13 protein-coding genes and 3 pseudogenes are annotated in these 12085 nt (G+C 61.9%); 8 read left to right on the top strand and 8 right to left on the bottom strand.

Going from position 1 to position 12085, the window contains the following annotated elements:
* Nucleotides 1–72 precede the first annotated feature (72 nt).
* The 7 genes and pseudogenes from NKJ35_RS27315 to NKJ35_RS27285 form a co-directional block, all read right to left on the bottom strand.
* Nucleotides 73–729 (bottom strand): acyl-homoserine-lactone synthase, encoded by a 657-nt coding sequence (locus tag NKJ35_RS27315; RefSeq protein WP_352650561.1) that lies wholly within the window; start codon nucleotides 727–729, stop codon nucleotides 73–75.
* 83 nt (nucleotides 730–812) lie between these two features.
* Nucleotides 813–965, bottom strand: a pseudogene (locus NKJ35_RS27310) (LuxR C-terminal-related transcriptional regulator); the annotation flags it as partial.
* Nucleotides 966–1083: 118 nt separating this feature from the next.
* Nucleotides 1084–1626 carry a hypothetical protein gene (locus tag NKJ35_RS27305; RefSeq protein WP_352650558.1) on the bottom strand — a complete coding sequence of 181 codons (543 nt, stop codon included), beginning with the start codon at nucleotides 1624–1626 and terminating at the stop codon, nucleotides 1084–1086.
* Between the two features lie 87 nt (nucleotides 1627–1713).
* Nucleotides 1714–2079, bottom strand: a complete 366-nt coding sequence (locus NKJ35_RS27300) for a hypothetical protein (RefSeq protein WP_352650556.1) — start codon at nucleotides 2077–2079, stop codon at nucleotides 1714–1716.
* Nucleotides 2080–2088: 9 nt separating this feature from the next.
* Nucleotides 2089–2640 (bottom strand): hypothetical protein, encoded by a 552-nt coding sequence (locus tag NKJ35_RS27295; protein ID WP_352650554.1) that lies wholly within the window; start codon nucleotides 2638–2640, stop codon nucleotides 2089–2091.
* A 43-nt stretch (nucleotides 2641–2683) separates the two neighbouring features.
* Complete coding sequence (locus NKJ35_RS27290) at nucleotides 2684–3340, bottom strand: acyl-homoserine-lactone synthase (protein WP_352650552.1); 657 nt, start codon at nucleotides 3338–3340, stop codon at nucleotides 2684–2686.
* A 170-nt stretch (nucleotides 3341–3510) separates the two neighbouring features.
* Nucleotides 3511–4233, bottom strand: coding sequence for a LuxR family transcriptional regulator (locus NKJ35_RS27285; RefSeq protein ID WP_352650550.1), 723 nt, complete (start codon nucleotides 4231–4233; stop codon nucleotides 3511–3513).
* A gap of 162 nt (nucleotides 4234–4395) precedes the next feature.
* On the opposite strand from NKJ35_RS27285, the pseudogene NKJ35_RS27280 reads away from it, so the two are divergent.
* Nucleotides 4396–4637 (top strand): annotated as a pseudogene (locus tag NKJ35_RS27280) (isochorismatase family protein); the annotation flags it as partial.
* A 23-nt stretch (nucleotides 4638–4660) separates the two neighbouring features.
* Nucleotides 4661–4996: pseudogene (locus NKJ35_RS27275) on the top strand (N-formylglutamate amidohydrolase); the annotation flags it as partial.
* Between the two features lie 201 nt (nucleotides 4997–5197).
* On the opposite strand, the gene NKJ35_RS27270 reads toward NKJ35_RS27275, so the two are convergent.
* Complete coding sequence (locus tag NKJ35_RS27270) at nucleotides 5198–5932, bottom strand: hypothetical protein (protein ID WP_352650548.1); 735 nt, start codon at nucleotides 5930–5932, stop codon at nucleotides 5198–5200.
* A 199-nt stretch (nucleotides 5933–6131) separates the two neighbouring features.
* Here NKJ35_RS27270 and NKJ35_RS27265 point away from each other — a divergent pair, with 199 nt between their 5' ends.
* Genes NKJ35_RS27265 through NKJ35_RS27240 form a run of 6 tightly spaced genes read left to right on the top strand, consistent with a single transcriptional unit; the run spans nucleotide 6132 to nucleotide 12082 of the window.
* The gene (locus tag NKJ35_RS27265; protein WP_352458749.1) at nucleotides 6132–6758 is read left to right on the top strand and encodes a DUF4129 domain-containing protein; all 627 of its coding nucleotides are present in this window, start codon (nucleotides 6132–6134) and stop codon (nucleotides 6756–6758) included.
* On the top strand, nucleotides 6755–7954 hold the full coding sequence (locus tag NKJ35_RS27260; RefSeq protein ID WP_352650547.1) for a DUF4350 domain-containing protein: 1200 nt from the start codon (nucleotides 6755–6757) through the stop codon (nucleotides 7952–7954). Before NKJ35_RS27265 ends, NKJ35_RS27260 begins: the two co-directional genes overlap by 4 nt.
* Nucleotides 7941–8897, top strand: coding sequence for an AAA family ATPase (locus tag NKJ35_RS27255; protein WP_352650545.1), 957 nt, complete (start codon nucleotides 7941–7943; stop codon nucleotides 8895–8897). Before NKJ35_RS27260 ends, NKJ35_RS27255 begins: the two co-directional genes overlap by 14 nt.
* On the top strand, nucleotides 8894–10201 hold the full coding sequence (locus NKJ35_RS27250) for a DUF58 domain-containing protein (RefSeq protein WP_352650543.1): 1308 nt from the start codon (nucleotides 8894–8896) through the stop codon (nucleotides 10199–10201). The genes NKJ35_RS27255 and NKJ35_RS27250 overlap by 4 nt, the downstream gene beginning before the upstream one ends.
* Entirely contained in the window at nucleotides 10198–11229 is a 1032-nt protein-coding gene (locus tag NKJ35_RS27245; protein WP_352650541.1) for a stage II sporulation protein M, read from the top strand. Before NKJ35_RS27250 ends, NKJ35_RS27245 begins: the two co-directional genes overlap by 4 nt.
* A complete protein-coding gene (locus NKJ35_RS27240) occupies nucleotides 11216–12082 on the top strand; it encodes an RDD family protein (protein WP_352650539.1) in 867 nt (288 codons plus the stop codon). Before NKJ35_RS27245 ends, NKJ35_RS27240 begins: the two co-directional genes overlap by 14 nt.
* The last annotated feature ends 3 nt before the right edge of the window (nucleotides 12083–12085 follow it).

The following is a 12085-nucleotide window of genomic DNA, read 5'->3' as shown; positions in this document are numbered from 1 at the left end:
TTCTCCACGCAATGGCCACCGCCTTGCTATTGACCTGGTTCAACTCCTGCTCCAATCGTGGAACGGGAGGCATCAAGCGATCTCGACCGACCTCTCGGGCCTCCGGATGAAAGGCATCTGCATCCCGCGCCGAACCAGCAACGAATGCCCGATCCCAAGTATCTTCCGCACACTCGCCAGTGCCGCCTCATTCACCTCGATATACGCGACGATATACCACTCGCCGTTTTCTTCCCTCGCCATGCCCATTGGCTCGGCCCGCCATTTGAGAGCGCCGTGGTGAGGCATGAAGTAGGTTTCCTGGACACCGCCGACGGCGCTCAGGCCCTCGTCGAGAGCGTACTCCATTACGGCGCAGCACAGCTGCGTCAGCGTGCCCCTCAGTCCGGCAGTTCGCTTGTCGGGAACGACGAATGTGCGGGTCCATTCGGCCCAATCGGGACGTCTTGGGACGCCCGATTTTTCGCACATGTGAGAAAAAACCTCCGAGACCATGTGCGGCTCGCTCGTTGGGATCAATCGAGCCGAAGTTACTACGCGATCGTCTTCAATGCCCAGCAGGGATGTCGCCGCGTCGGTATCGAATTGATCCAGCTCGCGACCATCCGGGCTCGGAGGGCGCCAACGTTTTTGATGCAGGAAGAAATCGTGCCGGCGGCGCAGAAATTCGTCGAATTCGTTTTCGTAGAGATGCTTGTTATGCGCGTTGACTACGTGGGCCGTTATCATGGCGCGATCCCCCGATCGTTCTCGAAGGAATAGTCGCAGTCGCGCTAATATACGTCACCTGTCCGATGGGACAGTTGACGCGTTTAGGGGAGGATCAGGCGCCGGCGCACCGCTTGGACGACCGCCTGCGTGGTCGTGGCGACGCCAAAAGCTTCGCGGGCCCGCATTGAGTGCCATTTGACGGTGCGTTCGGTCAGGCCGAGGATTTGGGAGGTCTCCGATGAGGTCTTGCCGGTGCCGAAATGGTAGGCGCCCCACAATAATTTGGCAGCATCGGACGACGCCCGAAATGTCGGCAACGCCGTTAGTGTCCCGCTCCTTTTTAGTGAACTGCTCCGCCGTGTGCCAATGACGTCAGGGCTCCCCGTCGATGACAACCCAAGCGTTGTCGATGGGTTGTCCGTAATGGTGGGGAAAGGCACTCCCTGCGAATGTTTGAAGGTCAGTGATTGCGGCCATAACTCGATCGCGGCTGTCACCAAAAGGTATGTTGGTGTTGCCGCTCGCCAAGGCGCTAGTCAGGTTGAGGCAACCGATACTTGCCAGAAATCCATGGCCAGGATGTACAAGGATTTCTCGACGATTCCCCGTTTGGCGCAATTCCAAGCCGGGCTTGGGCGTCTGGTCAGAGTCATTGCTGATCAAATAGCCTATAGTCACATAGTGTGAGCCTGCCTGAGTGGCCAAGGGATATTTTCCCGCCTCGATCCTTCGTCCGTTTCCTGCCACTTTATTGTCGCCTGGGCCTTTGGCTTCGACCGCAGTACCTTCGAGATTCTTTTGGGAAATGCCGTTGTGATAGATTTGATATTTGCCAACGGTACGTTTTCTGCCTTGTCTCTGCTGGACGCTCTGCCGGATTATGTGTAATTCCCATCCCAGTCCTGCGATTGGCATATGTTCCTCCCGTGATACCGACGAAATGGTCAACAAACTTTTTATACTGGCCCGTGAACCCGCGCCGATTTCGGGCAGGACTAAGTTCTATAGCGCAGGCAGAGCAAGAAGACCCATGCTCGCACCCGTTAATGCCTTGTTGATTGCACCCCAAAGCACACTGACTGCGGCATTCCACACTTTTTCTAATGTCAGAATCGTCAGTGCCGCTACGTCATTGGCCAAACCTCTAACGGAGTCGGCCAATTGATCGGTAAACATGCGCTGCAGGGCAGAATCATGCTTTAGCGCGCCTGCTATACTGCTTTCCGCGATCCACGCAGCTTGGTGTGCCATCATTTTGGCTTGCTGCGTGACCAACGCCGATATTTTGGTCCACCCCTGCTTTGCCTGCTTCTGGATCGCATCGACCAAAGCATTAGCAGTAGCGTTTACATCAACAATAGCGGCCAAGAGTATCTCCTATCGCTGCAAGGCAGTCTCGAACACCAGAATTCGGCTCATTTCTATTTCGTATTGGCCCTTGAAGCCGCCTTGGCCGTTAAACCCTGTGACCAACTCACTGACGAGTTCTCCCTGCTGGTGAGTGTTACGCATTGCGCTCAACAACGCGATCACCTTGTCCAGATGGTGAGGCGTTGGGTTGACGCAATTCGATGGCTCATTCCCGCACACCCCATTCAAGTGAGCGATACCTAGAAGCCGCTGGCTGGGAGCCGGAACATCGCGCGAAGCGGTCGCTACACGCGCGGCCGAAAAGCCCCCGATAAGCTGGTCATAAGTCGCCTTATGCTTGGAAAAATCGCCTGCTGTGCCGCCGTGGGACAGGGAGGCCAAGAGCGTCTCAGTTTTCACGTTAAGGTCGGAGATACTGGTGAGTGTCGCTTGGTCGTAAGCCGGTGAGAGTTGGATCGAACAACCGGAAACGACCGAAACAACAATTATGAGTAAGACGGCGGCGGATTCGACAAAAAAACGGTATGACTGCCAAGACACGCAATACAATTTATGCATCAGATCATCACCTAGTGGACGCCAACTACTCTAAACTTTATTTCTAGGCGGCCTTGCTAAGTTTCTGTGCATTTTCGATGAAAGGCATCTGCGTCCCCCGCCGAACCAGCAACGAATGCTCAATCCCAAGTATCTTCCGAACACTCGCCAGTGCCGCCTCATTCACCTCGATATACGCGACGATATACCACTCGCCGTTTTCTTCCCTGGCCATGCCCATCGGCTCGGCCCGCCATTTGAGGGCGCCGTGGTGAGGCATGAAGTAGGTTTCCTGGACACCGCCGACGGCGCTCAGGCCCTCGTCGAGAGCGTACTCCATTACGGCGCAGCACAGCTGCGTCAGCGTGCCCCTCAGTCCGGCAGTTCGCTTGTCGGGAACGACGAATGTGCGGGTCCATTCGGCCCAATCGGGACGTCTTGGGACGCCCGATTTTTCGCACATGTGAGAAAAAACCTCCGAGACCATGTGCGGCTCGCTCGTTGGGATCAATCGAGCCGAAGTCACTACGCGATCGTCTTCAATGCCCAGCAGGTATGTCGCCGCGTCGGTATCGAATTGATCCAGCTCGCGACCATCCGGGCTCGGAGGGCGCCAATGTTTCTGGTGCACGAAGAAGTCGTGCCGCCGGCGCAGAAATTCGTCGAATTCGTTTTCGTAAAGATGCTTGTTATGCGCATTGACTACGTGGGCCGTTATCATGGCGCGATCCCCCGATCATTCTCAAAGGGATACTCGCAGTCGCGCTAATATACGTCACCTGTCCGATGGGACAGTTGACGCGGCTGGTAGCAGGACGGTCGTCCTGCTCTAGTTCTTTGTTTCTTCGCATGATCTTATCCGAAAAGTCTGCAACTTTTCGGGATCATGCTTTAGGGGTGAATCAGGCGCCGGCGCACCGCCTCGACGACCGCCTGCGTGGTCGTGGCGACGCCAAACGCTTCCCTGGCCCGGGTGGAGTGCCATTTGACCGTTCGCTCGGTCAGGCCGAGGATCTGCGAGGTTTCCGACGAGGTCTTGCCGGCCGCGGCCCACAACAGCACCTCTTTTTCGCGGTCGGTCAGCAGGCCTTCATCGTTGTCACCGTCATTCGACAACGCCTGGATCGACATGCCGGCATAGACCGCCATGGTCACCAGTTGCACTTGATGGCGCGGCGACAGGGTGCAGGACTTCGCGGAAGAGGCAAACGACAGCACGGATTGCCAATGGTGAATGCTGAGCATCGGCACAGCGAAGCCGCTCCAGATGCCGAACTCCGTCGCCTCGCCGGCAACGCGTCGTGAACCTTCCGTATCCGACCACTTTGCCGGGACTTCGGACCAAAGGAACGGCTTCAGGGTCTTTGCCGAGTAGATGCAAACACCATCGACCGCGGCATGCTCGGCCTCGACATAGCGTTCGAACCAGCCCGCCGGCCAGCCATTCAGTTCAACCATCGGCGCAAGTTTCTGGCCACTGAGCGGCACACCGCTCAGGATAAGATGTTCGAAGCCGAGATTCCTCACGGTATCAAGAAGGTCGCTCAGCAGCGGCCCGGTGGCTGTATGGTTCCTGCAGCGTTCGACAAAGTCGAACACGTCTGAATCGATCATGACAGAGACCCCCGTCTCCACGCCCGAAAACAAAGTTTAACTCAAATTAGCGACTTCGAATACTCCCAGTAAGTATGTCCGCCACGCAGGACGCGCGGACCAAAATCAGCTAAATCAGCCGGATTGTGATAAGCAACACAGGACCAAGCATGACCGCCATCACTGCCGAAACGAAACGAGCCGTTCCGGGCCGGCGCAACCGCGCTGCTCTTGGTCGACATGCAGCGGGTCTGGCTCGAGCCCGGCGCCGATCCGGCGCATCCGGAGCGCGGTCCCGATCACATTTCTACCGGCAGACCGCGTCGCAGACGATCCCCAACCAGGAGCGCCTGTTGGCGGCGGCGCGGGCCAACGGCGTCGAGGTGATCCATACCATCATCCAGAGCCTGACCGAGGACGGCCGCTTGGTTCCAGCGGCAGCATTCCGGTGCAATCGGAGGACACGGACATCCCCGGCAATGTCGGCCTCGATCCGGAGGAACGAAGCCGGCGTGCCGAAATCATGTTCGCGTCGTTTCATGACCGCGTGGCCGCCCATCTCGACGACCGGGCGAAGCAGGGCAGAGCGACGCGGATCGCGACGATCCACTCCTTCACGCCGGTCTTTCTCCGCATTGCGCGGCCTTGGCACGCCGGCGTGCTTTACGACCAGGCAATCGAGTTCGGCCAGGCAGCGCTTGCCGGCCTGCGCGCCGACATTGAGCCCAATGTCGCGGCGAACGAGCCCTACGTGATCAGCCGCGACGGTGACAACGCCATACCGGTCCATGGCGACGATCGCGGCATTCCCGCCGTCCTCATCGAGATCAGGCAGGACCTGCTGGCGGGCCGCTCCGGCATCGAGGAATGGGCGAAGCGGCTGGCCACAGCGTTACCGGCGCAGACAAGGCTTTGTGAACAAGCTCGGCTGCTCGAGCGCAACGCGAGAGCCGAGCCGTCGGTGAAAAGCCGGAGCGAACGATCGCTACGAGAAGATTTGCGACAGTTCTTCGACGCTGGTGCCTTCCTTGACCTGACGCAGTTCGACATAGCTGACCGCCGTGGCCACCGACAGCACCATCGACAGTACGGTCGACACCAAGGCTGCCAACACATCTGCAATGATCCCGCCAAACATGACGATGACTGCAAGCATTACCCACTGGATGACCATTGCGATGACCATCAGGATCAAGAAGAGGCCAAATAGCGGCCAGCGGTTGCCCTTGGTCAGGACGCGGCTGCGAGACATCGAACCGAACACGCCAAGCCGCTCCTGGATCAGAACCGGCACCGCCACGCACCATCCGAGCCACAAGATGATGCCGGGAACCAGCAAGGCTATCGACGCCAGGCCCACACCCAGGCCGACGAGCAGGCCAATACCAAGGGTCGGCAGCAAATTGCGGATGGCTATCTGAATGCAGTCGCCAAAGGTCGGCCGCTTGCCATTCAAGTCCTCGATCGTCGCCCGGACCAGCGCCGACTGGAGCAGCAGCGCGAAAACGAACGATAGCAATCCCGTAATAACCGTAATCCATGAATTCTGAAACATCATAGACGGATCGGCCGCGGCGCCGGGGTCGCCCTGCAGAACCGCATCTATTTGTGGTTGGCTCCACAGCCGAAGAATAATCGCCGGCAAGCCTGAAAACAGCAGCGCGAGCCCAACGCACAAGCCGATGTTGCGGCCGATTACGGCGAAGCTGTTGTTGAACACCCTGCCGATCTCGAATTTCTCAGGCCGTTCCAGTGTCGTTGAAGCCATGATTTCCCCCCGTGTTTCGCCGGAACAGTATCACGGCGCCCCTAACAGTAATTCTGCCAAGATTAACCGTCGCCGTCCAGCCCACTTGCAATTGTTCCGCTGCATTGTCAGTGTCGGCTCGGAACCACAGGTTGCAGGGGAGCGGGTGGCGGTGGCACAGCCAGGCACAGCGGAAGCCGAACGGCTGACCAATCTGCACAAGCAGTTGATCGCCGATGAGTCGATCCAGTTCGACCTGCCGGCCTATGTGCCGCCGAAGCCGCCCGAGTGGCTGAAGCCGCTGCAGGATTTTTTGTCGTGGCTCGGCCCCTACATGATCTATCTGTTCTGGGGGGCGGTGATATCGGGCGTCGCAATCATCCTGCTTTTGGTCTTCCTCGAGGTGAAAGGCATCGCCTGGCGGCTGCCGTGGCAGCGCGCGCGGCCCGAAGTCGAAGACGAAGAAGCCTGGCGCCCAGACGCCGGCGCCGCGCAGATCCTGTTGTCGCAAGCCGATGCGTTGGCCGCACGCGGCGACTATGACGAGGCGGTTCACCTTTTGCTTCGGCGCAGCGTCGCCGATATTGCCGGCCGGCTGCCGGACTTCCTGCGCCCGTCGCTCACCGCGCGCGACATCGCCAATGCCCCTTCCCTGCCGGGAAGGGCACGCCATGCGTTCACCGAGATCGCCCGCATCGTCGAGGCGGCGCTGTTCGCGCGCCGGCCGGTTGGCGCGGAAGGCTGGCGGCAGGCACGCGGCGCCTATGAACGTTTCGCCTTCCGGGATGCCTGGACGTGAGCGCACCGGCGGTCGAGGCGCAGGAGCCGTTCAATCGAAAGACACTGTTTTGGGGGATTTTCGCCAGCCTGCTTGCGGCGGCCGGTTTCTTCCTGCTGTCCACCTATGCTCCCGATTTCCGGCAACCCGGCAATGGCGGCGCCACGCCGCTGTCGAAGAGCGGTGTCGGCTACGCCGGTCTGGTGGAATGGCTGCGGCTGACCGGTGAAGCGCCCTTGATGGCGCGGACCGAAGACGATCTTGCCAGAGATATACTGCTGATCGTCACCATCTCGCCCGACAGCGACCAGGAGGCGCTCGACCGCATCCTCAATCTTCGCCAGGACCAGAACACGCTCTTCGTGCTGCCCAAATGGCAGATCCTGCCGCTGCAGGGGCATGAAGGCTGGAACATGAAATTCGGCCGATTGCCCGGTTCGGTGGTGAACGAATGGCTTGGCCGCATCGCCGATGCGAAGATCGGTGCCGGCCAGAGCACGGCAAAGCAACTCGACATCGAAGGCAGCATGGTTGCCGCACCCGAAGAATTGCAGTGGGTGGCCGACAAGTACCCTCTCATCGCAGCCGGCAATGACAAGGCTGTGCTTACCGAACTAGACGACAAGCCGTTCTATATCCTGACCGACCCCGACCTGATCAACAACGCCGCCCTCAAGGATCCCGAAAAGGCAGCAGCCGCGCTCGGGCTGATTGCCTTGCTCCAGCCCGACGACGGCCCGGTGATGTTCGATCTGACGCTGCACGGCGCGGGGCGGAAGTATGATCTGGCCAAGCTTCTGGTCGAGCCGCCGTTCCTGGCGCTGACACTGACGATCCTGATCGCGGCGGCCCTGGCGTTCCTGCATGGCCTTGGCCGGTTCGGCCCGCCGCGTATCGACCAGCGCGCGATCGCCTTCGGCAAGCGTGCGCTGGTCGATGCGACGGCGATGCTCATGCGGCGTGCCGGCCGGCTGGATGAGCTGGGAGGCCGCTATGCGGCCTTGATGCGGGTGCGCGCCGGCGCGCTGCTCGGGGCACCGCACGGACTGCAAGGCAAAGCGCTCGACCGCTGGCTCGACTCTCGCGATAAGGAGCAAGCTGGCGGCTTCACGGCGCGTTCGCAAGCCGCCGGCGAGGCCAAGAACCTGGCGCAGATGCAACAGGCAGCAGAACGGCTGCACGACTGGACGGCAAGGAGGCTCGGTGAACGTCGATGATGTGAAGGCCCTGGCGACACGGATCAGGGAAGAAGTTGCCAAGGCGATTACCGGGCAGCACGATACAGTCGACCTGATGCTGATCGCCTTGTTTGCGGGCGGGCATATCCTGCTCGAAGGTCCTCCCGGCACGGCCAAGACCATGACCGCACGCTGCTTCGCCCAGGCGCTTGGGATCGCCTACGGGCGGATCCAGTTCACGCCGGACCTGATGCCCGGCGATATCGTCGGGTCGAACATCTACAACTTCCAGACCGGGCAGTTCACGCTGACGCGCGGCCCGATCTTCTGCGATCTCCTGCTTGCCGACGAGATCAACCGCACGCCGCCCAAGACGCAGGCCGCACTGCTCGAGGCGATGCAGGAACATGCGGTCACCTTCGACGGCACCACGCATTCGCTCGGCCGCAACTTCATGGTCGTCGCGACCCAGAATCCGATCGAACACCAGGGTGTCTATCCGCTGCCGGAGGCGCAGCTCGACCGCTTTCTGTTCAAGCACCGCGTCAGCTATCCCGGCCCCGAGGAAGAACGGGCCATCATCGTCCATCACGGCGGCGGCTCCGCCTCGCACGACATCGCGCAATACGGCATCAAGGCGCAGACAGACCGCGAGACGCTGCAGGAGGCCCTTGAAGTCGTCGGCTCCGTCACCCTTGTCGACGATGTCGTCGGCTACATAGCGGCGCTGGTTCGGGCTACGCGCGAAAATGCCGATCTGGAAGTCGGAGCCAGCCCGCGCGCCGGCGCCATGCTGGCGGGGGCGGCGCGTGCCCGGGCGGCGCTGGACGGACGCGCCTATGTGATCCCCGACGACGTCAAGGCGCTGGCGGTGCCGGCACTGCGCCATCGCGTCATCCTTTCGCCTGCCGCCCAGATCGACGGCCGCCTGGTCGAGCAGATCGTCTCCGACCTGGTCGACCAGACGGAAGCACCACGTTGATCTATCCCAGCGGCCGAGCGGTGTGGGCAGCTGCTGCCGGCGCGGTGCCGGCCTTCCTGGTCGCGCTGGCATTGCCGTCCTTCTGGTATCTGGGATTGCTGTGGAGTTGCCTGCTGCTTGCCTTCCTGGCGGTGGATGCCGCGGCGGGACGCGGACGGGCATCGCTGAATGCCAGCATCGATGCGCCGCAGCAGGTCGGTGTCGGTGGGGAATTCGGCGTGCAAATCACCGCCCGTCACTCGGGGCCGCGCGCCGCCGAGGCTCGCGTCGGCCACGATGCGCGTCTGGCGCCGGTGAGCGGCAGCGGCGGGGCCTTGCAGCCGACCGCCAGAGGCGGGTCGCTCAACCTCCGCTTCCAGGCGCTGCGGCGCGGCGTCGCCAGCTTCGACCGTCTCTGGGTGCGCTGGCGCGGGCCGTTTGGGCTGGTCTGGAACCAGGTCGTCCTGCCGGTGGAAAGCAAGATTGCGGTGCTGCCCGACGTCAGCAGCGCTCGCGGCGAGGCGATCACGCTGCTGCAACATGCGGCGCTTGCCGAAGGCCATGCGCAGCGCCGCGCCGGTCAAGGCCGCGAGTTCGACGCGCTCAAGGATTACCAGCCGGGCATGGGCCGGCGGATGATCGACTGGAAGCGCAGCGCCCGCCACGGCAAGCTGTTGGCGCGCGAGTTCCGCATCGAGGAGAACAACAACATCGTGCTGGCCATCGATAGCGGACGCCTGATGTGCGAGCCGGTCGCCGGTGTGCCTAAGGTGGACCGGGCCGTGACGGCCGCCTTGCTGTCGGCGTTCATCGCGCTGAAGGGCGGCGATATGGTCAGCCTGTTCGGCTTCGATGCAAGGCCGCGCGTTTCGAGCGGCGCGGTACGCGGCCCCGCCAGCTTTGCGATGATCCAGAAACGAGCGGCGGAGATCGACTATTCCAGCGAGGAGACCAATTTCACGCTGGCGCTGACGACGCTCGCGGCGCGGCTCGACCGCCGCTCGCTGGTCATCATCTTCACCGATTTTGTCGATCCGATCAGCGCGGAATTGATGCTGCGCACCGTGGGCCGGCTCACCGAACGGCATCTCGTGCTGTTCATGCTGATGAAGGACACCGAACTGGAGGGCCTGGCCGATATGCCGCCACGCTCCGGCGAGGACGTTGCCCGCGCGGTCGTTGCCGGAGGGCTTTTGCGCGAAAGGCAGGTCGTCATCGGCCGGCTGCGTCTGCTCGGGGCGCATGTGATCGAAGCTGACCACAATCGGCTGGGTCCCGCGCTGGTCGAGCGTTATCTGCAGTTCAAGCAGGAGGATTTGCTGTGACGGCGCCAGTCGTCGACAATGCTGCACGTGGCGACGCGGTACGCCAGTCGCTGGCCAGCTTCCGCCGCGAGCGCGAGGCCGACTGGAAGGCATTCGAGGCGCTGCTGGCGCGTGTCGAGAAGCGTGCGCCGCGGACGCTTTCCGAAGAGGAGCTGCTGTCGCTGCCCCTGCTCTATCGATCGGCGTTGTCTTCCCTTTCGGTGGCGCGCGCAACCTCGCTCGACAATGCGCTGGTCGGCTATCTCGAAGCGCTGTCGCTGCGCGGTTATTTCTATCTCTACGGCGCGCGTCGCGGGCTGCGGCAGCGCCTCGCCGATTTCTTCCTGCACGACTGGCCCGGGGCCATTCGCGACCTGTGGCGCGAGACATTGGCGTCGGTCGCGCTGATGGTGATCGGCATTGGTGCAGGCGCCTGGCTGGTGGCATCCGACAAGAGCTGGTTCGACGCGATCATCCCGCCCGGCCTGGCAGGAGGCCGCGGCCCCGACACCTCGGCCGAACTGCTGCGCAACATGCTTTATGATGGCGACAATGGCTTTCTCTCAGGCTTTGCCGCCTATCTGTTCACGCACAACGTCCAGGTCGCAATCCTGGCCTTCGCCCTTGGCTTCGCCTTCGCGGTGCCGACAGTGCTGCTGATGCTGTTCAACGGCTGTATGATCGGGGCGTTGTTCCAAGTCTACTGGTCCAAGGGACTTAGCATGGAGCTCGGCGGTTGGCTGGCCATCCACGGCACCACCGAATTGTTCGCGATCGCTTTGGCCGGCGCGGCCGGCATGCGCATCGGCACCAGCATCGCCTTTCCCGGCGAATTGACACGCATGGCGGCAGCGGCTCGTGCCGGACGCATTGCCGCGAACGCCATGGTCGGGGTCTCGGTCATGCTGCTGTTTGCCGGGCTGCTCGAGGGCATTGGCAGGCAGACCATCACCAGCGACGTCACGCGCTACGCCATTGGCGGTGGCATGCTGGCGCTGTGGCTCGGTTATTTCTACCTGTTCCGGGCGGTGCGGCATGGCGATCGTTAAACGCGCCGCCTTCGCGGCCATACGGCCGCTGATCACGCCCGAAGGCGTCGATCTCCGGATTAGGCTCGCCGACGCCGGCACGCGGGCCTCCGCCTTCCTTCTCGACGTCGTGTTCATCGCCGTGGCTGCAATCGTGATCACGATCGTCGCGCTGTTCGGAGTGGGAGGCCTTGGCAGCGAGGGGTTTCAGCCGCTCTTTGTCGTCTGGATCATCCTGATCTTCTTTCTGCGCAACGCCTACTTCATCGTTTTCGAAGCAGGCCGGCGCGCGGCTACGCCCGGCAAGCGGATCGTCGGCATCCGGGTCGCGTCGCGCAGTGGCGACGGCCTGTCGATCGACCAGGTCATTGCCCGCAACCTGATGCGCGAGATCGAGGTGTTCCTGCCGCTGTCGATCATCGCCGGACGCAGCGGGACCGACCTTGCCGATACACTGACGACAATCTGCGGACTGGTGTGGACGCTGCTGTTTGCCTTGTTCCCGCTGTTCAATCGAGACCGCATGCGGATCGGCGACCTGTTGGCAGGGACCTGGGTGGTCGAGGCGCCGAAGCGCGCCTTGCTTGAAGACCTGTCGGCACGGCAGGATCCGGCGGCCGGCGCCTTCCGGTTCAGCCACGCCCAGCTCGATGCCTACGGGATTGCTGAACTCCACAAGCTGGAGGAGGTGCTGCGCCGCGACGACTATTTCGCCCTGCGGACGGTTGCCGAAACGATCGGACGCAAGATCGGCGCGGCACCCCAAGCCCATGACGCACGCGCGTTCCTGACGGCGTATTACGGGGAGTTGCGGGCGCATCTCGAACGCAAGCTTCTGCTGGGCAACCGCAGGGCCGACAAGCATCAGCGTTAGACC

Origin of the sequence: Mesorhizobium sp. M0136, from assembly GCF_040322515.1 — a bacterium.
Taxonomy (GTDB): Bacteria; Pseudomonadota; Alphaproteobacteria; order Rhizobiales; family Rhizobiaceae; genus Mesorhizobium.
The sequence above is the reverse complement of the archived record's forward strand: the minus strand, read 5'-3'. Positions and strand labels throughout refer to the sequence as shown.